This is a genomic window from Corallococcus sp. CA047B, from assembly GCF_003612065.1.
GTDB classification, from domain to species: Bacteria; Myxococcota; Myxococcia; order Myxococcales; family Myxococcaceae; genus Corallococcus; species Corallococcus praedator.
Genome location: NZ_RAWD01000158.1, coordinates 1 through 21,431, shown reverse-complemented (window position 1 = coordinate 21,431; position 21,431 = coordinate 1). Strand labels below are relative to the sequence as shown.

The following is a 21,431-nucleotide window of genomic DNA, read 5'->3' as shown; positions in this document are numbered from 1 at the left end:
GGCCAGGGCAGGGGTGACGGATTTCCGAGGCGCGGGGGGCTCGGGTCTCGGCTTCAGGCTTCTTCTTCAGGCTTCTTCAGGGCGCTCGCCCCGGGGGAGGAAGCCGTACTTCTCCAGCTTGTAGTACAGCGCGGAGGTCTTGATGCCCAGCAGTCGGGCGGTCTCCGTCTTCACGCCGCCGGCCTTTTCGTAGGCGCGGGCGATGAGCTGGCGCTCCAGGTCCTCCAGGATTTCGGGCAGGGGGCGGTCGCCCTGGGGAACGGGCAGCCCGGCGTCCATGCGCGGCGTCTGGCCGGACAGGTGCGGGGGCAGGTCCGCGGGGGTGAGCCTTTCGCCCTCGGCGAAGACGAGCGACTGCTCCATCGCGTTCTCCAGCTCGCGCACATTGCCGGGCCACGCGTGGCGGGTGAGCGCGTGCAGCGTGGCGTCCTCGATGCCGGTGACGCGCCGGTTCACCCGGGGCGCGTGCTTGGCGACGAAGTGGCGCGCGAGCGCGGCGATGTCCTCGGGGCGCTCGCGCAGGGGCGGCAGGGTGAGCGGGACGATGTGCAGCCGGTAGTACAGGTCCTCGCGGAAGCGGCCCGCCTTCACCTCCGCCTGGAGGTCGCGGTGGGTGGCGCTCACCACGCGCACGTCCACCTTGAGGGTCTCTTCTCCGCCCACGCGCTGCAGCTCCTTCTCCTGGAGCACGCGCAAGAGCTTGGTCTGCACGGAGGAGGGAATCTCTCCAATCTCATCCAGGAAGAGGGTGCCGCCGTCGGCCAGCTCGAAGCGGCCGAGCTTGCGCTTCACCGCGCCGGTGAAGGAGCCGCGCTCGTGGCCGAACAGCTCGCTCTCCAGCAGGGTCTCCGCCAGGGCCGCGCAGTGCACCACGACGAAGGCCCCGTCGCGGCGGGGAGACTGCTGGTGGATCATCCGGGCGACCAGCTCCTTGCCGGTGCCGCTCTCGCCGCGCACGAGCACGGTGGCGTCGCTGGCGGCCACCTTGCGCACCTGTCCGAGCAGCTTCTGCATGGGCTCGCTGTCGCCCACGATGTCGCGGTGGGTGAGGGCGGCGTCGGCGTCGTGCGCGTCGGTGCGGGCGGTGAGGCGCTCCACCTGGCGGCGCGTGGCGGACAGCTCCAGGCCCTTGTCCACCTTGGCGCGCAGCACCTCCGGGGGGAAGGGCTTGGTGATGAAGTCGTAGGCGCCCTCCTGCATGGCCAGCACGGCGGTCTCGATGGTGCCGAAGGCCGTCACGACCATCACCACCGCGCCCGCGTCCAACTGCTTGAGGGCGCGCGTGACGGCGATGCCGTCCATGCCGTCCATCTTCAAGTCAGTGACGACCAGGTCGAAGGGAGCCTTCTTGTACGCCGCGAGCCCGTCCGCCCCGCTCTTCACCGCGGACACGGTGTGGCCGGAGCGGGTGAGGGTGACGGTCATGCCCTCGCGGAGGGTGTCGTGGTCGTCGATGACGAGGATGCGCGCCATGGCCTGCTCACCTGCTCGAAAGGTCCGCTGGAAGAAGGGGCACTGCCGGCGCGCTCCGGCGGGAGGGCGGGCCTGGGGGTGGCACCCTACACCGGACCGGGACGGCCGCACGTCCGTCGCGGTGAAAGCGCTGGCGTCCCCCTCGGGGCGTGTGGCTAAACCCTGGCGCATGGCCCCTGCTTCCAACGCCCTCGTCGAACTGCTCGCACGCCACGTCCCCCGGGACGACAAGGAGCGCGAGGACCTGTCGCGCATGCGCCTCTTCGCCACGTCGCTGGGGGAGCCCTTCTCGCGCGCGCAGGCCGAAGCGCACTTCACCGGCAGCGCGGTGGTGGTGGACCCCACGGGCGCGAAGGTGGCGCTCCTGCACCACGCGAAGCTGAAGCGCTGGTTGCAACCCGGAGGGCACGCGGAGGCGGGGGATGGCGGCGACATGGAAGCCACCGCCCTGCGCGAGGCCCGCGAGGAGACCGGGTGCCGCGTGCACCCGCACCCCAGCGCGCCGCGCCCGCTGGACGTGGACATCCACACCATTCCCGGGCGCAAGGACGAACCCGAACACCGTCACCTGGACGTGCGCTACCTCGTGGTGGCGGAGGATCCCGAAGCGCTCGCGCACGACCCCGCGGAGTCGTTTGGCATCCAGTGGCTCTCCTGGGACGAGGCGCTGGCGCGCGCGGATGAGGCGCCGCTGCGGCGCATGTTGCAGAAGGCGCGTGAGGCCGTGGGCGTTGGGGGAACGCCGTAGGCGAAAGGGTGTCCCGCCGGGAGGACGTGGCCCGATACGGCTCACGGATGTGCTGGGGCTGGGGACTGAAGGGGTCCGGCGTCGAGCGCAGGACGGGCCTCGCGGAGCACTTCACGGCCGCGCTCGTGCCTCCCCTGAATCCGGAGCGCAGGGCAGCGTGAGCGTGAAGACGGTGTCGCCCGGGGAGGAGCGCAGGGCGAGCTCGCCTCCGTGCGCGCGGACGATCTTCCGCGCGAGGGGCAGGCCCAGGCCGGTGCCCTGCTCTCGGGTGGTGAAGAAGGGCTCGAAGATGCGTTCGCGTTCGGCCTCGGGGACGCCAGGGCCGGAGTCCTGGACGTCGATGGCGTAGCCGCCGTCGCGGCGCTGTCCTCGGACCTTCACGTGGCTGCCGGAGGGCGCGGCCTGCACGGCGTTCTTCACCAGGTTCACGAGCGCGGCCGTGAGCAGGCTGCCGTCCGCCTCCAGGTGCGCGGGCGCGGCGTCCACGTCCAGGGTCACGCCCTTGCCACTGGCTTCCATGGCGAGCAGCTCGCAGGCGCTCGACACGAGGTCGGGGGCCTCCATGGGAGCGCGTGCCAGGGGTTGCTCGCGGGCGAAGGCGAGGAAGTCCTCGACGATGCGCTGGAGGTAGGCGACCTCGCGCTGGATGCGGTCCACGTGGCTGCCCGCGTCCGCGTGGGCGCCCGCGCGCAGGTCTTCCTGCAGGAGGCCGGAGAAGAGCGCGATGCCGCCCAGCGGATTGCGCACCTCGTGGGCCACGCCCGCGAGCATGAGCTTGAGCTGTCGGTCCCGGCTCTCCAGGGCGCCGCGCATGACCTCCAGCTCGCGCGCGAGCACGCCAATCTCCCGGGTGGGCTCCGGAGGCACGGGGGTGGTCAGGTCGCCCCGGCCGATCCGCAGCGCCGAGTCCATCAGCCGCCGCAACGGACGGGCCAGTCCCCGGGCGGTGAGCATGGCGATGAAGGCGAGCGCGACGAGCGCCACGACGCTGGCCATGACGAAGGTGCGCCACAGCCGGCGCAGCGGACCGAAGAAGGCCGCGCTGCCCTCCACGCCAATGGCGCCCACCACCTGTCCATCCTGGACCACGGGCGCGTAGCCCGTCTTGTAGAGCAGCCCGTCGGACCCGGTGAAGAGCACCTGGCTGGCGGCGCGCTTGCCGGCGAAGACGCGGGTCAATTCCAGACGGTCGCGCGCGAGCTCCGGCACCTCGGCGCCCACGGGCAGGTTGCCGCCCACGTCGGTGCGCACGCGACCCTGCGCGTCCACCGCGTACACGCGACGCACCCCGCTGGCGGTGCGCACGCCGTCGAGCAGTCGCACGAGGTTGCGCCAGGTGCGGGTGCCGGACACGTCGTCCCCGGGCTCGATGGTGAGCATGCGCTCGCCGCTGACCTGGCTGGCGGTGGCGGCGGCCAGCGCGGACAGGCTCGAGCCCAGCTCGTCCTCCAGGCTCGCGCGGGCGAGCGCGTACACGGAGGCTCCCGCCAGCGCGAGGAAGAGCAGGGTGGGCAGCAGGAACGCCACCAGCAGCCGTGCTGACAGCGAGCCCAGCGCGTCCCGCAGGCGGGAGGAAAGGGGGCGATGCGTCATCCGGGCGGCGCTCCTCGTGTCACGCATCAAACGGCATGCCCCGGGCCATGACCAGCACTCGTTCTGCGCGCACGGCGCTGAAAGACGCGGGGCCGGAGCGCTTCGGGAACCCGCGAGGGCACGGTGTTGTCTGAAGGCCCGGAGCCATTCAGGCCGCGCGGTGGACGGCGATGGTGTGGACGGTCTGACACGGAAGGCGTGGTGCCACACGTGTCGGGTGTGAACGGCTGGGAGCGCTCCTGACGCGTTGTCGCCGACGAGGCCTCGTCGGCGGCACGAGTCGTGTCTGGGTGTCGGATGAATTCCTGACACGCCGGCTCCGCTGCCGCCGTGGCGGGCCGACAGGTGAAGCGTGTCATGGCACGCGTTGAACCCCAGCATCCGGGGCGTTCTGGACGCCCCGGGGACAGCCGCTGTCGTGGACGTTCTGTAGGGCAAGACGTGTCGCCACGCGCCTCGGGTCCGAGCGCCCTGGCCGCGGACGATGGGGTGAGCGTTCCAGAGGGAAATGCGTGTCGCGACCCGCGTCAGGAAGGGCCTCTCGGAGCACGTCAGTGCTGATTGATATTTGAAAAGGCTGGGGAGGCGGTAATGCCGGATGGACGTCTGGGGCGTTTCGGCGGAAGTCTGGTGTTGATGCTGTCGCTCGTGGCGTGCACCACGCCGGGCGCCGGTGCCCTGCCGGTGGGGCATTACGGCTACACGCGCTATCGCAGTGCTTCGCCGCCATCGTTCCCGCGTGAGGCCAGGGGCACTGGGGGCTCGGGTGTCACTGTGGGCACGGAGGGCGGGGACGTCCTGGGGCGCTACCTCGCGTTCATCACCGAGAAGCGGGCGGACCTGAAGAAGCCCGCGGTGACGGAGGAGGAGCGCCAGGCGGGCCATGCCGCGCTGAATGAACTGTTCATCTGGGCCCTCGCGCGGACCGAGGAGCAGCTCGCGGAAGACTCACCACTGGAGGTGTACCTGCGGCTGAAGGTCGAGCAGTCGCAGCGACAGCGTGAGGACGGGGCGCGCTCGACGCGGGTGGACGCGAAGCTGGAGGAGTACCACCGCTGGGCGGAGGCGCGCGGCCGGGCCCTGGCCGAGGCGCATTTCCGCAGGCTCGGTCAGGACGGGCTGCTCACCGAAAGCGCGCTGTACGAAGAGACGCAGCGGGCGCTGGTGGAGGCGGTGCTCGACTGGGCCTACGCGCACACGCTGGATCCAGACTTCGTGCGCAAGAGCCCCAGCGAAGTGGCGCTCTACCTGCTGGCGCGCGACAGCCTGCTGGCCTCGGCGGTGGAGGCGGGTCGCCTCGCGCCCCCGACATGGGACCCGCGCCGGGAGCCTCTGGGCGTTCCCCCCGAGGAGATCGTGCTGGAGATGGCGGTGGGTCTGCTGCCCGTCGCCGGAGAAGTGGCGGACGTGACGGGCGTTGTGCTGGGAGTGAGCATCCTGGGGCACCCGCTGACGGACGGCGAGCGGTTGCTGTGCGCGGTGAGTGTGGCGCTGCCGGTGGTGTCGGGGCGCCTGCTGTCGGAGGGCGCGCAGGGCGCGGAGCGCGTGGCGCTGTTGACGGGCCGCAGCCTGCAAGAGGTGCAGGTGTTGCAACGGGTGGTGCAACACCTGTCACCGCAAGAAGCGCAGGAGATCCGTCGGGTGCTGCGAGCAGCGGCGCGCGGTGATGCGGTGTCAGCGGAGGACGTGGCGAAGCTGCAAGCCGTGGCGAAGCGGCTGGAGTCCCCGCTGGCCGAAGCGGGCCGCGTACTGGCACAGGGCAAGCGCGTGGCCCTGGTGGGCTCGCGCGTGACGGCGGAGGGCGCGCGGCTGGTGCCGGGCAGCGCGGAGCACCTGGCGCAGGCGTGGGTGGACTACCAGTTCCGTCATCCGACGAAGTACCCCCGCATCCAATACGCAGTGGATCCGGAGTGGGAGCGGCTCTACCAGACGGTCATCAAGAACAAGGGCGCGGGCAGCGAGTTCGAACAGGCGGTGCTCCAGAGCAGGAACTACCCGAAGAACACGAGCCTCTTGTTGCCGCCGCCTGGGAGTTCGGCCCAGGGGTTCGTTCCGGATTCCGTGCTGGGACGTCCCAGCGACCTCGTCTGGGGCCACCCGTACAGCTTCGTCGAGGTGAAGGGTCGTGCGGAGTTGTCGCTCACGGGCAACCTGAAGGCCATGATGAACTACGTGGACAAATACGATGGTTCCATCGAACTCTGGATCCGCTCTTCCAAGCACCCGGCTGGGGCGACCCACCTCTCCGATCCGCTGCGCGCCCAGTTGGATGCGCTCAATGCGGTGGGACGCGCCAACATCCGCTACTTCCCTTGAAGGCAGGTCATGGCTTCGCGCTCTTTGAAGACAAAGTTCTCCCTGCCCCCAGGTGCCCCCTCGACGAGCACCATTCGCGAACTGGCTCGGCGGTTCTTCTCGGACAACCGTTGGTTCCAGCCGGTTCGCTACGGGGGCTTCGACATGGCGGAACGGTTGGAGCCCGGGCCCTTCAACCCAGATGTCCTCGCGGCCTACTACGACGAGTTCAAGAACTTCACCATTGGCGCGAAGACCGATCGGGACTTTCTCCAGATCACGGCGGAGCGCCACGGCAGGTACCCCTACGCCGGGTCATTCACCTGGATGACGTCCGTCGTGGAGGCGAGGAAGCCTGGCTGGCGCGAAGCCCACCTGCGTCAGGTCGTTGAAATCATGCACCTGTTGGGTTCGCCCCTCGTGCAGGCCGGTCTCAAGGATGACTTCGACCGCAAGACCAATCGCATCGTGCCGAACGAGGACGGTTTCGGCTCCACGCTGCTCTTCAACGTGCGCGACTATAGCGAAGGCCTGGATGGCCTCTTCTGGCGCAACATCTTCGGCGCCCCCTTCGTGAAGCTCTTCGGCGCACGCCTGGATGCGATTCCCCCAGAACAGCGACAAGCCCTGGACGGTGGCCTCGTGCTCGTCCAGCCCTACGAGCTGCCCACCCAGGCCATGACCCCGGACGGCGACGCCGCCGAGGCCCGACTCATCGCCACCCTGGGGCCCGCGTCCTTCTACGACCACCAGACGAACGCCATGCCCCTGCGCGTGCCCGACGTGTCCTCACTGCCTCGCGCGTCCTGAACCGTCAGTCGAACATCGCGGCCAGCGCTTCGCTCAGGGTCTCCACGCCCACCACCTGCATCTTCGTCTTCTCCAACCGCCGCGCGCTGCCGGCGGGCATCACCACCCGCTGGAAGCCCATCTTCGCGGCCTCCGCGAGCCTTGGCTCCACCTGGCCCACCGCGCGCACCTCGCCCGCGAGCCCCACCTCTCCCAGCACCAGCGTCTTCGGATCCAACGGCCGGTTCTGCAGGCTGCTCACCAGCGCCGCGCACACCGCCAGGTCGCACGCCGGTTCACTCAACTGCATGCCGCCCGCCACGTTGACGAACAGGTCGCAGCCCACCAGCGGAATCTCCTCCTTCTTCTCCAGCACCGCGGCCAGCAGCGCCACCCGGTTGCCGTCCACGCCAATCGCCGTGCGCCGCGCGGTGCCGTAGCCCGTGGGCGCCACCAGCGCCTGCACCTCCACCAGCAGGGGACGCGTGCCGTTGAGCGTGCTCGTCACCACGCTGCCGGACTTGCCCTGCGGCCGCTCGGAGAGGAACAGCGCGGACGGGTCCGCCACCTCCATCAGCCCCGCGCCCTTCATCTCGAAGACGCCAATCTCGTTGGTGCTGCCGAAGCGGTTCTTGTGCGCGCGCAGCAGGCGGAACGGGTGGCCCCTTTCACCTTCAAAGTAGAGGACCGTGTCCACCATGTGCTCCAGCACCCGGGGGCCCGCGATGGAGCCTTCCTTCGTCACGTGCCCCACCAGGAACGTGGGCACCCCGCTGCGCTTGGCGAAGGCCATCAGCCGGCCCGCCACCTCGCGCACCTGGGTGATGCTGCCCGGCGCGTTGCCCAGCTCCGGCAGGTACATGGTCTGGATGGAGTCCACCACCAGCGCCTGGGGCTTCATCGCCTCCGCCGCGGCCAGCACCCGGTCCGCGTCCGTCTCCGCGAACAGGTGGATGTTGTCGCTCTCCACCCGCAGGCGCTCGGCGCGCATCTTCGTCTGCCGCAGGCTCTCTTCACCCGACACGTAGAGCACCGGCCCATGCCGCGCCAGCTTGTCCAGCGCCGCCAGCAGCAGCGTGGACTTGCCGATGCCCGGGTCTCCTCCCAGGAGCACCAGCGAACCGCCCACCACGCCGCCGCCCAGCACGCGGTCGAACTCGGCGATGCCCGTGCGCCGGCGCACCTCCGTCTCCCCCGTCACGTCCTGGAGCTTCACCGGCCGCGAGGCCCCGCCCGACGCGCCCCACGCCGGGCGCTTGTCGTCCACCTTCGCCTCGGTCTCCTCCAGGAGCGAACTCCATGCGCCGCAGTCCGGACACTTCCCGAGCCACTTCGCCGTCTGGTAGCCGCAGGCCTGACAGGTGTAGTGCGTCTTCGCCTTCGCCATGGGTTGAGGTGTCTAGCCCAGACCCCTGACGTTTCCTCGTCCCGCGTGAGGCCACGGCTGGAGAGCAGGCAAGCTCACCCTCCAGGATCAGGTAGCGAGTTGCCCTACAGGGAGGGGCAACCCAGTTTCTGGTCCACGGGCGTCGCACAGAGCGGGCCCCCACACAGGGGAGGTTGTCATGGGGATTATCGCGTTTCTGGTGATTGGTCTGATCGCGGGTCTGATTGCTCGAGCCATCATGCCGGGGAACCAGTCGATGGGGCTCATCGCCACCACGCTGCTCGGCATCGCCGGCTCGTTCGTGGGCGGCTTCGTGGGCTCGCTGTTCTCGCGTGACGGTCGCATGTTCGACCTGCACCCCACGGGCCTGCTCTTCTCCGTCCTGGGCGCACTGGTCGTGTTGTTCCTCGTCGGGCTCGCCGGCCGCGGTCGCCGCGTCCACGTCTAGCCACGCGAGGGTCTTCCCTGCCGATGAGGCGGGAGACAGCACGAGGGACGTCCGTCACGCACGGACGTCCCGTCGTCTTTGCGGGCTCCTGTCTCCGCATCGAGGCGGGACTCGTCAACCCCCTGGCGTTAGGGCGTTGACAATGGTCTTTCGGCCACGCACCGTCGGGCTCCTGACGTCCCTGTTCCAGGAGCCGAGCCCGCATGTCCGAGACCGCCGAGTCCTTCCACGGCCACGCCCACCACGCCGCCCCCGCCCCGGAAGGGGTGACGGTGCGACACGACTGGTCGCTCGCGGAGGTTCGCGCGCTGTACCAGTTGCCGCTGCTGGACCTCGTGCACAAGGCGCAGACGGTGCACCGGCAGGTGTTCGTGGAGAACAAGGTGCAGCTGTGCTCGTTGCTCTCCATCAAGACGGGCGGGTGTCCGGAGGACTGCGCGTACTGCCCGCAGGCGGCGCGCTACAAGACGGGCGTCAAGGCGGAGAAGTTGATGGCGGTGCCAGAGGTGCTGGCCGCCGCGACGCAGGCCCGTCAGGCGGGGGCCACGCGCTTCTGCATGGGCGCGGCGTGGCGTGAGGTGAAGGACGGTCCCCAGTTCGACAGCGTGCTGGAGATGGTGCGCGGCGTCCGGGCCCTGGGCATGGAGGCGTGCGCCACGCTCGGCATGCTGTCGGAGGGCCAGGCGAAGCGCCTGCGCGAGGCGGGCCTGTCCGCGTACAACCACAACCTGGACACGTCGCCGGAGCACTACGGCGACATCATCTCCACCCGCACGTATGACGACCGGCTGCGCACGTTGGACCGGGTGCGCGACGCGGGCATCTCCGTGTGCTGCGGCGGCATCATCGGCATGGGCGAGTCCGTGGATGATCGCTGCAACCTCCTGCGCACGCTGGCCAACCAGGAGGTCCACCCGGAGTCGGTGCCCATCAACGCGCTCGTCCCCGTGGAGGGCACGCCGCTGGCCGAGCAGCACCGTGTGGAGACGGTGGACATGGTGCGCACCATCGCCACCGCCCGCCTGCTCATGCCCCAGGCCATGGTGCGCCTGTCCGCGGGCCGCATGCAGATGAACGAGGAGGCGCAGCTGCTCTGCATGCTCGCGGGCGCCAACTCGCTCTTCTTCGGGGAGAAGCTGCTCACCACCGGCAACCCTGAGTACACCCAGGACATGGCGCTCTTGGAGAAGGCGGGCATCCGCCCCCTGGAGCCCCGGCAGGACCGGTGAAGTCCTCCGCTCCGGTCGCGGAGGGCTGGGCGCGCGAGGACCTGGAGGCCCTGTCCGCGAAGGGCCTGCGCCGCGTGCTCGAACCGCTCGACTCACCCCAGGGCGCCGAGGTGCGCCTGGGGGACGAGCGGCTGATCAACTTCTCCTCCAATGACTACCTGGGCCTCGCGGCGTCGCCCGCCGTGCGCGCCGCCGCCGTGTCCGCGCTGGAGCGCTACGGCGTGGGCACCGGCGCGAGCCGGCTGGTGGTGGGGGACATGGTGCCGCACCAGCAGCTGGAGGCGCGGCTGGCCCGCTTCGAGCGCGCGCAGGCCGTGCGCCTCTTCAACTCTGGCTACGCGGCCAACACCGGCATCCTCCCCGCGCTGGTGGGGCCCGGGGACGCTGTCTTCTCCGACGCCCTCAACCACGCGTCCCTGGTGGACGGCTGCCGGCTGTCGCGCGCGCGCGTCGTCGTCTATCCACACGCGGAGGCTGGCGCGCTGGCCCGGGCGCTCGCGGACACGCCGGCCCGGCGCAAGCTGGTCGTCACCGACAGCGTCTTCTCCATGGATGGGGACGTGGCGCCCCTGCGCGAGCTGGTGGCGGCGTGCGAGGCCCACGGCGCCGCGCTGATGGTGGATGAGGCGCACGCCACCGGCGTCCTGGGCGCGCGTGGCGCGGGCCTGTGCGAGGCGCTGGGCCTGGAGGACCGCGTGGACCTGCGCATGGGCACGCTGAGCAAGGCGCTGGGCGGGCTGGGGGCGTATGTCGCCACCTCGCGCGCGGTGGCGGACCTGCTGGTGAGCCGCGCCCGGCCCTTCGTCTATTCCACCGCGCTGCCCGCGGCCCTGTGCGCCGCCGCCGCGTGCGCGGTGGACCTGGTGGAGCATGACCCGGCTCCGCGTGAGCGGCTGTGGGGACACATCCACCGGTTCACCGAGGGGCTGCGTTCCCTGGGACTGCCAGCGGAACCCCGGAGCGCCATCTTCCCGGTCATCCTGGGCGAGCCCGCGCGGGCGCTGGATGCGGCGAAGCGCCTGCGGGAGGAGGGGCTCCTGGTGAAGGCCATCCGTCCGCCCACGGTTCCCGAGGGCACCAGCCGGCTGCGCTTCTGCCTCTCCGCAGCCCATTCAACGGACCACATCGACCTGGCGCTGGAGGCGTTGCGCCGGCTGGGAGTCACCCGTGAAGCCTGCTGAACTCCGCTTCTTCGTCACCGGCACGGACACCGGGGTGGGCAAGACGCAGGTGTCGTGCGCGCTCTTGTCGCTCATGCGGGACGCGGGCCTGTCACCCCAGGGCTTCAAGCCCTACGAGAGCGGCTGTGCGTCCCTGAAGGCCCCGTCGGACGCGCTGGCGATGCGCGAGGCCGCGGGCAGCACGCTGCCCGTGGAGGCGGTGTGTCCGCACCGCTTCCGCGCGCCGCTGGCCCCGGGCATCGCGGCCCAACGGTTGGGGCGGGAGCCGGACTGGCGGGTGACGCTTGAGGCGTGGAAGCGGCTGAAGGACGGGGCGGTGGTGGTGGAGGGGGCAGGGGGGCTGTTCGTTCCGGTGGATTCGAAGCGCGACGTGGTGGAGCTGATCCAGACCTTCGGCCTGCCGGTGGTGCTGGTGGCGCGGGCGGGGCTGGGCACGCTCAACCACGTGGCCTTGTCGCTGGAGGCGCTGGCGTCAAGGAAGCTGTCCGTGCGCGCGGTGGTGCTGTCGCGAGGGGTGCCGGGACGCGACCTGGCGGAGCGGGACAACCGACGCTACCTGGAGGCCCGCCACGGGGTGGAGGTGCTGGGTCCAGTGCCGCATGTGGAGGATGCGCGCAGGCGCCATCTGGCGTTCCGGCGGGCCCTGGCGCCGCTGGTGCCCGAACGCGCGCGGGCCCGATAAATCGGCCTCCGCCGCGTTCGGCTTCCGGGTGCGTGCTACAGGTCGCGCAAGTTTTCGCGTGGTGGTGGCCGCGAAATGGACGTCCCGTTTGTTCCGCGCGAGAAAGCCGGCACGAATGGCGGACATCATCGACATCACGCTCCTCGCGGACGTCCGACGCTTCTTCCAGAAGCTCATCGAACAGCGCGGGCTGTCCTACTTCCTCCAGAAAGACGGTCCCCGGCTGTTTCAGCTCGAGCCTTCCAAGGTCGAGCTGGTCCTCCGCACCGCGATGCGCACCCGTGACCCGGAGCTTCCCCAACCGCACGAGAAGGCCATCGAGCACTGCCGGCAGGAGCTGCGCCGCGAGCTCATCCGCCGCGTGGCCACGGCCATGCTGCAGACGGGGCTGTGAGCCGCTTCTCGCTCCGCACCGCCTTCCCACGCACGCCCAATCCGCTTTCCCAGGCCGCAGCCGAGCGCCAGTCGCGCGGGCTGCCCCTGTTGGATCTCGCGGAGACCAACCCCACCCGCGTCGGGCTGCCCCTGCCCGATCCGGACCTCCTGAAGCCCGGAGCGCAGCGGATCCGCGCTCCGTCCCACCCACCGACCGACGCGGACGGCGCGAGCCTCGCGGCTTCGCCCTTCCTCTACGCCCCGGAGCCCTTCGGCCTGCCCTCCGCGCGCGAGGCCGTGGCCGGGTACCTGTCCACGCGGGGCGCGCCCGTGTCCTCCGAGCACGTCGTCCTCGCGGCCAGCACCAGCGAGACCTACGGCTGGCTCTTCAAGCTCCTGTGCGACCCGGGCGACACCGTGCTCGTGCCCGCGCCCGGCTACCCGCTCCTGGACGTCCTGGCGCGCCTGGAGGGCGTGCACACGCGGCCCTATCGGCTGCCCTCCGTGCACGGCTTCGGTCTGGATGCGGCCGCGGTGGAGGCGGCCATCGACGCTCGCACCCGCGCGGTGCTGGTGGTGAACCCGGGCAACCCCACCGGCCACTTCCTCCACGAAGGGGAACTCCAGGCGCTCGCGGACGTGTGCGCGCGCCATGGCCTCGCGCTCCTCTGCGATGAGGTGTTCTCCGACTTCGCCTGGGACACCGGGACGGGAAGGGTGACGACGGTGGCGGGACGGCCCCTGCCATGCCTCACCTTCGCCCTGTCCGGCCTGTCCAAGGTGGCGGGCCTGCCCGGCCTCAAGCTGTCGTGGCTCCACGTGGGCGGCCCCACGTCCCTGCGCGACGAGGCCCTGGCCCGGCTGGAGGACGTGGCGGACGCCGCCCTGTCCGTGGGCACGCCCGTGCAGCTCGCCCTGTCAGGACTCCTGGCCCACGCGCCGCGCTTCCAGCAGGCCCTGTTGGAGCGCGTGAAGGGCAACCGGGAGCGATTGGTCGCGGCGCGCCCGGAGGACGCGGCCTGGGACGTGGTGCCCGCGCACGGAGGCTGGAGCGCGGTGCTGCGCATCCCGCTTCAGCCCGGCGAGGAGGCCACCTGCTTGCGCCTCCTCGCGGCCGGCGTGCGCGTGCAGCCGGGTTACTTCTACGACTTCGGCGGCGGTGCGTACCTCGTGCTGTCGCTGCTGCCGACGCCCGAGGTCTTCACCGCCGCGCTCGCGCCGCTGGTGCGCGAACTCACCGCCTGAGGCTCTCAGTCCGCCGGCGGGGTGATGAGCTGCAGCGTGCGGAAGCCGGTGCTCTCCACCTTGAACAGCTCGTACGGCGAAGGCGCCTCACCCGTGTCGTTGTTGAAGTCCAGGTCGCCGCTGGCGCCGCGCACGTTGATGACCTTGCCCTGGCGCAGCTCGTCGCGCGCGCCGGTGAACTGCACCGGGCCCAACTGGTAGCTGTTCGTCGTCTGCCCCGAGGCGGGCGTCAGCCTGGTGAGTCCCTCCGCGATGCGGGTGCCGGTGACGGCCTGCGGATTGGCCAGGTCGTTGCCCACCGCGTACGCCGCGCCCAGCGTCACCGCGTACATGGCGTCGTACGCATGCGCGGTGAAGGAGAACTGCCCCGGGTCCACCTTGTAGGCGGTGGTGAAGCGGTCCGCGAAGAGCTTGTACGTGGAGTCGTTGGGCCGCGCGGACGCGGGCGCCGTGCCGTAGGCGCCGACGATCTCGTTCTTGTTCGAGCCCAGGCTCGTCAGCAGCGTGGGGTCCTTGCTGGCGTCGGTGAGGAACCACCGGTTGTTGTTCGTCACGGACACGCCCGCCGTCGCCGCCTGGGGCAGCAGGCGCGCGTTGTCTTCCGTGAAGCCCGCGAGCACCGTCAGGTCCGGCTTGAAGTTGACCAGCCGGGTCACCGCGCCCGTCACGTCGCCGCCGCGCTCGTACTGCGCGCCATCCAGCGTCTTCGTGGTGAGCCGGTCCAGCAGCGACGAATACAGGCCCTGGCCGTAGGTGTCGTTGACGTACGCCACGCCCACCTTGTTCGGCGGGGTGAACGTCACGCCCGGATCATTGATGACCGTGGTGCCCCGGAGCACGTCCGCGATGACGCGGCCCTGGAGCGCGTCCGACGGCGTCGTGCGCCACACCAGGCCCACCGTGCCGTTGTTCTTGTCCTCCAGCGACGTGAAGGCCGCGCTGGTGGCCGTGTGGCTCATCAGCAACACGCCCTTGGGGATGGTGATGGAGCTGATGCCGATGGTCTGCGCGCTGCCCGCGCTGAACACCGCCACCGCCTGCTTGTCGTTCACCAGCCAGCGCGCCTGCGCCTTGGCGTTCTCCACGTCCGCCTGCGTGTCGCAGATGTACATGACGAACTGTCGGCCACCCACGCCCTCCAGCGCGTTCACCTCGTCCAGCGCCAGCTTCAGGCCGTTGAGGCGCTGCTGTTCAATCTCCGCGTTGCCGCTGCGGTTGGTGAGCGGCACCAGCGCGCCCAGCGCGATGGTGTTCGCCGCGGACGTGGCGCCCACCACCTGGCCGCACCCCGCCGGCTGCGGCAGGCAGAAGCCCGTCGTGCAGACGCTGTTGGTGCCGCAGTCACTGCTCGTCACGCATTCGGACAGGCCGCCCGCCGTGGTGAAGCTGCACCCGGAGGTCAACAGCGCCATGCCCAACGTCATCATTCCCAGCGCGCGCATCAGAAGTGGACCTCCATGCCGGCCCCGACACCGCGCGGCGCGAGCGTCACGCGGACCTCGCCCTGCGTGGGGGGACCTTCTTTGGGATACAGGATGATGGCGGTGATGGCTCCCGCGAGCCCCACGCCGAAGCCGATGTCCGCGAGCAGCGCCTTGCTCTTCGTGCTGTCCGAGAACGTTTCCTTGTCTTCCAGCGTGGAGGCGCTGTCGAACTGCTCGCGCGCGTCCCGCGCCTGCATGCCGAACAGCACGCCCGCGCCCACGCCCAGCACCGCCACGCCGCCCACAGCGAAGGCGCCAATGCGCTGGCGCTGGTAGGACTTCATCGCGCGGTCGAACTCCGCCTGCCGCTGACGCGAGCTGTCCTCCTCCGCGCGCCGGGCCGCCAGCTGCTCCTCCTCCGCCTGCTTCCGGGCCGCGTCCGCTTCCGCCTCCAGCCGCTTGCGGTCCGCGTCCGCCGTCGCCTGCGCCTGGTCCTCGCGGTCCAGCTGCACCCGCAGCCGGTCGATGGCGCGGTTGCTGTTCTTCAGCAGGGTGGGGTTGGTGTCCTCGCTGTTGGACGTGACGTACTGGCGATACCAGGTCATCGCCTCGCGCGGCTCGCCCGCGTACTCCAGCGCCACGGCGATGTTGTAGATGAGCTGCGGGTGGGGCTGCGCCTCGTGCGCTTGTTTCAGCGCGTCGGCGGCCTCCTTGTACTTGCCCGCGTCATAGAGGCGCTTGCCTTCCTTCAGCAGCGCCTGAACATTGGGGGCCTTGGTCCCGCCACGCTGCGCCAGGGCCGAGCCCGGCGCCAGCGCGAGCGCCAGCGACAACACGAAAACCAGTCTCATGGGACGAAGAGCCTAGCGCCGAACACTCCGGCCGTCGAAGTGGCGACCCCACCAAATGCACCGGGGCCGCCCACACCCCCCTGTCTCCAGGAGGGGGAAGAGCGGCCCCGTCAGGCCCGTCCCGGGTGCTACAGGGCGGTCAGCCGTCCAGGCGCGCGATGAGCAGCTTGCGCTGGAGCATCAGGGCCTCGGGGGCCTTGGTGCCCAGCTGCTCGAAGAAGACCTCCTGGCTCTTGAGCTCGGACTTCCACTCGTCCTCCTTGATGGAGGTGGCCTCCGCGAGGGCCTCCTTGGACAGGTCCAGGCCCTCCAGGTTGAGGCCCTGGTCCTGGCGCGGCACCCAGCCCAGCAGCGTCTCCTGGGTGGGGACGCGGCCGTGGACGCGGTTCACGATCCACTCGAGGACGCGCATGTTGTCCCCGAAGCCCGGCCAGATGAACTTGCCGTTCTTGTCCTGGCGGAACCAGTTCACCTGGAAGATCTTCGGCAGCTGCGGGATGGACTTCTGCATGTCCAGCCAGTGCTGGAGGTAGTCGCCCATGTGGTAGCCGCAGAAGGGCAGCATGGCCATCGGGTCGCGGCGCACCACGCCCACCTTGCCGGTGGCCGCGGCCGTCGTCTCACTGCCCATGGTGGCGCCCAGGAACACGCCGTGGGTCCAGTTGAAGGCCTGGATGACCAGGGGGACGGTGTTGGAGCGGCGGCCGCCAAAGATGAGCGCGCTGATGGGCACGCCCATGGGGTCGTTGGCCTTGCCGCTGAGCACCGGGTTGTTGCTCATGGGCGCGGTGAAGCGGCTGTTCGGGTGCGCCGCCTTCTCCGCGCTGCCCTTCTTCCAGGGCTTGCCCTGCCAGTCGGTGAGCTCCTCGGGGACCTCGCCGTCCTTGCCCTCCCACCACACGTCGCCGTCGGCCGTGAGGGCCACGTTCGTGAAGAGGGTGTCCTTGGCGATGGTCTCCATCGCGTTGGGGTTGGTCTTGAAGTTGGTGCCCGGCACCACGCCGAAGTAGCCGGCCTCCGGGTTGATGGCGTACAGGCGGCCGTCGGGGCCCGGGCGCATCCAGGCGATGTCGTCGCCCACCGTTTCGATCTTCCAGCCCTTGTACTCCTTGGGCGGGATCATCATCGCGAAGTTCGTCTTGCCGCACGCGGACGGGAAGGCGGCGGCGACGTAGGTCGTCTCACCCTTGGGGCTGGTGACGCCCAGGATGAGCATGTGCTCCGCGAGCCAGCCCTCCTCGCGGCCCAGGTAGCTGCCGATGCGCAGCGCGAGGCATTTCTTGCCCAGCAGCACGTTGCCGCCATATCCCGAGCCGAAGCTCCAGATGGTGTTGTCCTGGGGGAAGTGGCAGATGTAGCGGCGGTCCGGGTTCACGTCGCCCGTGGAGTGCAGGCCGCGGTTGAAGTCGTCGCTGTCGCCCAGCATGTCCAGGGCGGCCTTCCCCATGCGGGTCATGATCCGCATGTTGAGGACCACGTAGTTGCTGTCCGTCAGCTCCACGCCGATCTTCGTGAAGGGGCTGCCCAGCGGGCCCATGGCATAGGGCACCACGTACATCGTGCGGCCCTTCATGCAGCCTTCGAACAGGTGGCCCAGCTTCGTGTACGCGGCCTCCGGGTCCATCCAGTTGTTGGTGGGGCCGGCGTCCGTCTTGTTGGGCGTACAGATGAACGTGAGGTGCTCGACGCGCGCCACGTCGTTGGGGTTGGAGCGGTGCAGGTAGCAGCCCGGGCGCTTCTCCGGGTTCAGCGGGATGAGCGTGCCGTCCGCCACGGCCTGGTCGGTGAGGCGCTTCTTCTCCGCCTCGGAGCCGTCACACCAGACGATGCTGTCCGGCTGGGTCATCGCGGCCATGCGGGCCACCCACGCCAGCAGCGTGGGGTTCTTCGTGGGCGCCTGCTCGGTGGCGGCTGCCGCTTGCGTCGAAGTCATGGAGTTTTCCTCGGGGTGTCTCATGAGCGGATCTCCCGCGTACCGGTTCTCAAAGGGGGCGAGAACCTACCAGCGGAAGAACATCAAACCTTCTCGGCTGGCGGCCCAAAATCAACTGACGTCCGGCAGTCAACCGGACTTTCGACCGCTCTGGCCTAATTCCACTTATCAGCCCCCGGTCGCCCATCAGTAAACGGCGCGGTGCGGCACACCCTGTCGGCGCGTCGCGTCGTGTCCCTGTTGGGCCCCCAACCTCCAGGATCCGGCGCTTTCCGCTTCAGTGGATGGCGGCGCGCAGGCCCACGGCCGCGAGCACCTGGGACTCCTGGGTCAGCAGGTGCTGCAGGCGCGCGTCCACACCGGCCTCGTCTCCGCCGGACGCGGTGACGGCCAGCCGGTGGAAGAGGGACTGGTGGCCGTCCTCGGACTGCGCCAGCTCTCCGTAGAACCGGGCGAGCGCCGGGTCGGTGAGCCCTTCGGCGAGCAGGGACAGCCGCTCACAGGAGCGCGCCTCGATGATGGCGGCGACGAGCAGCCGGTCCACACGCCGCTCCGGGGCGGGGGTGCGCACGTGCTTCTGGAGCCCCTGCGCGTACGGGTCGCCCGCATCCTTGGTGAGCGTGAGCCCGCGCGCGGCCATCAGGTCCAGCACGCGGGCCAGGTGGGCGCTCTCCTCGCGGGCCAGCCGGGCCATCTGCGCGGGCAGGCCGGGCAGGTCCGGGTAGGCCTGGAGCATGGAGAGCGCGTTGGCGGCGGCCTTCTTCTCGCAGTGGGCGTGGTCCACCAGCACCGCGTCGAAGTTCGCCAGGGCCAGCGGCAGCCAGCCCGGGTCCGTGGGCGCGTGGAGGATGACGGGGCCCGCTCCGGAGAGGGGACGGCGGGTGGGCGTGGGACGGCTCATGCGGGGCGCGACTGTAGGGCATCCACGGGGCGCCGTGCGCGCGTCTTGGGTGCGCCGTGAGCCCGCCTCCTTCGTGGACGGGCCGGCCGTCACGCGCGAGCTGGGACTTCACAGCGGCGGGCGGGTGCCTTCCTTGGACGCGAGCAGGGTGACGACGTAGTCGGCGCCTTCCTGCGCTTCGCTGGCGACGAGGATGGAGCCCGGCCACGCGCGCAGGCCGTTCATCAGCAGGGCTCCGTGGTCCGCCGCCGTCCGGTGCACCAGCTCCACGCGGCAGAGCGTGGCGCGGCAGTCCAGTGACTTCACGCGGGAGCTCGCGGGCAGGTGTTGCCGGAAGGCCTCGTTGAGCGTCTGCGACGCCTTGCCGCTCCAGTCGTTGTCCACCGTCTCCTCCGCGAACGCGGTGAACACGCGCGTGCGCGACTGTTCGAAGGACGGCGGAGGAGGGCGCGGCGGCGGTGGTGGCGGCACGTCGCCCGCTTCGGAGCCTTCCTCCGGCGCGGGGGTTTGGGCCTGGACGGGCGGCTGCGCGCGTGCGGCGGAAGGCTGTGCTCCGGCGTTGGCCGCCCACAGCCGCATCGCGGTCTCCGCGGCGGCGCGGCGTCCGGCCAGGTCCAGGCTGTCGCCCGTGGAGGCCTTGCGCACCTGGGCTCGCAGCTCCTCCAGCTCCTGGCGGGAGTCGCGCTGGTGATCCACGAAGGCGAACAGCACGCCCGCGATGGCGGCCGTGTTGACGAGGGCGAGGACGGTCTGGAGCCGGGAGGTCATCGGGGCGCTCGCGAGAAGGTGCGGGAGGAAGGAACGGGCCGCGCGAAGGGGGAGGAATGAGGAAGACGGGGCCTTCGCGCGGCCGCGCATCAAGACTGCCCTCGCGCCGGTGACGTCATCCGGCGCGAGTCACGGGGCGCCTCAGTCGATGGTGAAGCCGCCGATGACGCCGCCCGGCTGCAGGCCGCAGTGGATGGCGATGGCGTAGTCCTCCCAGACGTAGCGGTCGCCCGTGTTGAGCGTCTGCCACGCCATGGGGCCGGCCACCGTGTACACCACGGGGCCCACCTGGCCGGCGTTGCCCACGCCGTTGACCGTCAAGGACTGGCACCAGCTGTTGTTGCCGTAGATCTGCACCGTCGTCGGGTGGTACCCGACCGCCCACATCGGCACGGAGGCGATCAGCGTGCGCGTCGTCGTACAGTCGTTGCGGATGCTCGACCAGCTGTTCGGGTTGAAGCACCCGGTGTCACCGGCATAGTAGGCCTTGAACGCGTAGCCCGGGTGGTACTGCCACGCGGCCGCCGTGCCCGCGCTCAGCGCCACGACACCGAATGCACACACCTTCGCCAGCGTCTGCAAACCCTTCATGGTCCTGCTCCCGTGAAATGCGGCGGTGATTGGGGCCGCCGGGCTCGCGGATGCCGCGCGCCACGCCTCCCAGGAGCAAGCGTCATGCCGGGTTGCCAGAATGACGTGCTTTCAGATGCTTGCTTGAAATAATGGCAATCCTTGTTGTTCCGGAAGCCACAGGCCGGTGTTGCCTGTGTTGCCCCGGGGGCAACAGGGGCCTGGGCTACTCCACCAGCACGAGCCGCTGGGTGCGGCCGGCGTGGTAGCCCACCTTGCGCGCGATGCGGGCGGTGCTCTCGTCGCGCTCGTCGATGCGCATGGCGAGCCTGGGCAGCGAGGACAACAGGTGCCGGGAAATCTGCCCCAGGCACAGCGTGGCGTGGCCTTCGCGGCGGCGGGAGGCCAGCGTGTACATGCCCTCCAGCTCCGCGCCGAACTGCGAGCGGCAGCCGATGTCCACCTTGAAGACGAGCGCGCCGTTCTCCTCCAGCACGTAGGTGCGGCGCTGACGCACGCGCTGGAGGAGGCGGGCCTCGTAGTGGGCCGGGTCCTCCGCCAGCGGGTCGCGCTCCAGGATTTCTCGCACGTACCCCTGGGCCAGGGGCAGCAGGCGGGGCACGTCCTCCTCGCGGGCCAGGCGCAGGGTGGGGTTGGTGAAGGGCCCCAGGTCGTCCGCGGAGACGCTGAACAGCCGCTGGGTGCGCGACAGGCGCGGCTTGCCTTCACACAGGCTGCGCACCAGCGCGTCCACCGCGGACTTGTCCCCCACGGTGGCGCGCAGCTTCAGCGAAGCGGCGAGCGCGTCCGCGATGACGCCGGTGGCGCTGGCGTCGCTGGCGCTGGGCACCACGAGTCCCCCTTCGCCGCCCACGAAGATGGCGGCGGTGAGGACGCCGCTGTCGAAGCGGCCGTGGAAGGAGAAGGCCGCCTCGCGCGCCGGGGCCGCGATGCCGAACTCCTCCAGCAGCCCCAGCAGGTAGAGGTTGTGGACGGGATCCTTCGCCAGGAGCGCGCGCAGGGCGTCCGTGTGGGAAGGCGCGAGCTGTTCGACGGTGACGGGCATGCGCGGGGGAAGGGGGCCGAACCTTACGCGCAACCCGACCTCACGGGCCAGCCTCCCCCGGAGGTCCGAAGCGGAACGGATGGATGACCGTGGCCGTCCCCCCCAACCGGGGCGCCGGGAAGCGCGCGTCCAGGAGCGAGTCCAGCACGCACGCCTGCACCATCGGGTCGGGGATGCTGCTTCCGAGCAGCTCGCCCCGGTTCATCTTTCCGTCCCCGTTCTCCCCTTCCACGGTGAAACGCAGCTTCACTTCTTGTGTGCCTGGGTTGCGTTGTGCGGCGTCCTCGAAACATTGCTGCACGAGCGGAGTCACCGCCTGGAGGGCCAGGCGCAGGTCCTCCGCGTCGATTCGTCCAGTGGTGGACTCCACCTGGGGCTCCACGACCTCCACGCGGCGCGGGTCGGGAGCCTCGCGGCCCGGACGCGGTGCGGGTTCACGCGGTGGGACCGGGATTCGTGGGGAGGGGGAGGAG

General features: G+C 70.4%; 20 protein-coding genes. 9 read left to right on the top strand and 11 right to left on the bottom strand.

The features are described from left to right. Positions 1–66: 66 nt before the first annotated feature. Positions 67–1,473 carry a sigma-54 dependent transcriptional regulator gene (locus tag D7X74_RS23515; RefSeq protein ID WP_120535238.1) on the bottom strand — a complete coding sequence of 469 codons (1,407 nt, stop codon included), beginning with the start codon at positions 1,471–1,473 and terminating at the stop codon, positions 67–69. 169 nt (positions 1,474–1,642) lie between these two features. Here D7X74_RS23515 and D7X74_RS43705 point away from each other — a divergent pair, with 169 nt between their 5' ends. After that, positions 1,643–2,221, top strand: coding sequence for an NUDIX hydrolase (locus D7X74_RS43705; protein WP_199741883.1), 579 nt, complete (start codon positions 1,643–1,645; stop codon positions 2,219–2,221). 111 nt (positions 2,222–2,332) lie between these two features. Here the strand turns inward: D7X74_RS43705 and D7X74_RS23505 are convergent, their stop codons facing one another. Next, complete coding sequence (locus tag D7X74_RS23505) at positions 2,333–3,814, bottom strand: HAMP domain-containing sensor histidine kinase (RefSeq protein ID WP_120535236.1); 1,482 nt, start codon at positions 3,812–3,814, stop codon at positions 2,333–2,335. A 591-nt stretch (positions 3,815–4,405) separates the two neighbouring features. Between D7X74_RS23505 and D7X74_RS23500 the strand changes: the two genes are divergently transcribed. Beyond that, positions 4,406–6,130: a hypothetical protein gene (locus tag D7X74_RS23500; protein ID WP_147446659.1), complete on the top strand. Its 1,725-nt coding sequence runs from the start codon at positions 4,406–4,408 to the stop codon at positions 6,128–6,130. Positions 6,131–6,139: 9 nt separating this feature from the next. After that, positions 6,140–6,919 (top strand): hypothetical protein, encoded by a 780-nt coding sequence (locus D7X74_RS23495; RefSeq protein ID WP_147446658.1) that lies wholly within the window; start codon positions 6,140–6,142, stop codon positions 6,917–6,919. Positions 6,920–6,923: 4 nt separating this feature from the next. Here the strand turns inward: D7X74_RS23495 and radA are convergent, their stop codons facing one another. After that, on the bottom strand, positions 6,924–8,285 hold the full coding sequence (radA, locus tag D7X74_RS23490) for a DNA repair protein RadA (RefSeq protein WP_120535233.1): 1,362 nt from the start codon (positions 8,283–8,285) through the stop codon (positions 6,924–6,926). Between the two features lie 178 nt (positions 8,286–8,463). On the opposite strand from radA, the gene D7X74_RS23485 reads away from it, so the two are divergent. The 6 genes from D7X74_RS23485 to D7X74_RS23460 all read left to right on the top strand — a co-directional run bounded on the left by D7X74_RS23485 (position 8,464) and on the right by D7X74_RS23460 (position 13,445). Then, positions 8,464–8,733: a GlsB/YeaQ/YmgE family stress response membrane protein gene (locus D7X74_RS23485; protein ID WP_120535232.1), complete on the top strand. Its 270-nt coding sequence runs from the start codon at positions 8,464–8,466 to the stop codon at positions 8,731–8,733. Between the two features lie 203 nt (positions 8,734–8,936). Then, the gene (bioB, locus tag D7X74_RS23480) at positions 8,937–9,962 is read left to right on the top strand and encodes a biotin synthase BioB (RefSeq protein ID WP_120535231.1); all 1,026 of its coding nucleotides are present in this window, start codon (positions 8,937–8,939) and stop codon (positions 9,960–9,962) included. Next, complete coding sequence (gene bioF, locus D7X74_RS23475; RefSeq protein WP_120535230.1) at positions 9,959–11,143, top strand: 8-amino-7-oxononanoate synthase; 1,185 nt, start codon at positions 9,959–9,961, stop codon at positions 11,141–11,143. Before bioB ends, bioF begins: the two co-directional genes overlap by 4 nt. Next, entirely contained in the window at positions 11,130–11,825 is a 696-nt protein-coding gene (gene bioD, locus D7X74_RS23470; RefSeq protein WP_120535229.1) for a dethiobiotin synthase, read from the top strand. The genes bioF and bioD overlap by 14 nt, the downstream gene beginning before the upstream one ends. A 115-nt stretch (positions 11,826–11,940) precedes the next feature. Beyond that, positions 11,941–12,219 (top strand): hypothetical protein, encoded by a 279-nt coding sequence (locus tag D7X74_RS23465; protein ID WP_120535228.1) that lies wholly within the window; start codon positions 11,941–11,943, stop codon positions 12,217–12,219. Beyond that, the gene (locus tag D7X74_RS23460; RefSeq protein WP_120535227.1) at positions 12,216–13,445 is read left to right on the top strand and encodes a pyridoxal phosphate-dependent aminotransferase; all 1,230 of its coding nucleotides are present in this window, start codon (positions 12,216–12,218) and stop codon (positions 13,443–13,445) included. Before D7X74_RS23465 ends, D7X74_RS23460 begins: the two co-directional genes overlap by 4 nt. A gap of 5 nt (positions 13,446–13,450) precedes the next feature. Here the strand turns inward: D7X74_RS23460 and D7X74_RS23455 are convergent, their stop codons facing one another. The 8 genes from D7X74_RS23455 to D7X74_RS23420 all read right to left on the bottom strand — a co-directional run. After that, positions 13,451–14,887 (bottom strand): ABC transporter substrate-binding protein, encoded by a 1,437-nt coding sequence (locus D7X74_RS23455; protein ID WP_120535226.1) that lies wholly within the window; start codon positions 14,885–14,887, stop codon positions 13,451–13,453. Continuing rightward, on the bottom strand, positions 14,887–15,720 hold the full coding sequence (locus tag D7X74_RS23450; protein WP_120535225.1) for a hypothetical protein: 834 nt from the start codon (positions 15,718–15,720) through the stop codon (positions 14,887–14,889). The genes D7X74_RS23455 and D7X74_RS23450 overlap by 1 nt, the downstream gene beginning before the upstream one ends. A 139-nt stretch (positions 15,721–15,859) precedes the next feature. Further along, positions 15,860–17,653 (bottom strand): phosphoenolpyruvate carboxykinase (GTP), encoded by a 1,794-nt coding sequence (locus D7X74_RS23445; protein ID WP_120535224.1) that lies wholly within the window; start codon positions 17,651–17,653, stop codon positions 15,860–15,862. A gap of 277 nt (positions 17,654–17,930) precedes the next feature. Then, positions 17,931–18,554 (bottom strand): tRNA-(ms[2]io[6]A)-hydroxylase, encoded by a 624-nt coding sequence (locus D7X74_RS23440; protein ID WP_120535223.1) that lies wholly within the window; start codon positions 18,552–18,554, stop codon positions 17,931–17,933. Between the two features lie 108 nt (positions 18,555–18,662). After that, positions 18,663–19,322, bottom strand: a complete 660-nt coding sequence (locus D7X74_RS23435; protein WP_120535222.1) for a hypothetical protein — start codon at positions 19,320–19,322, stop codon at positions 18,663–18,665. 141 nt (positions 19,323–19,463) lie between these two features. Beyond that, positions 19,464–19,913: a hypothetical protein gene (locus D7X74_RS23430; protein ID WP_147444390.1), complete on the bottom strand. Its 450-nt coding sequence runs from the start codon at positions 19,911–19,913 to the stop codon at positions 19,464–19,466. A 205-nt stretch (positions 19,914–20,118) separates the two neighbouring features. After that, positions 20,119–20,958, bottom strand: a complete 840-nt coding sequence (locus D7X74_RS23425) for a GNAT family N-acetyltransferase (protein WP_120535220.1) — start codon at positions 20,956–20,958, stop codon at positions 20,119–20,121. 40 nt (positions 20,959–20,998) lie between these two features. Beyond that, a partial coding sequence (locus tag D7X74_RS23420; protein ID WP_147446657.1) for an AgmX/PglI C-terminal domain-containing protein occupies positions 20,999–21,431 on the bottom strand: 433 nt, incomplete at its 5' end.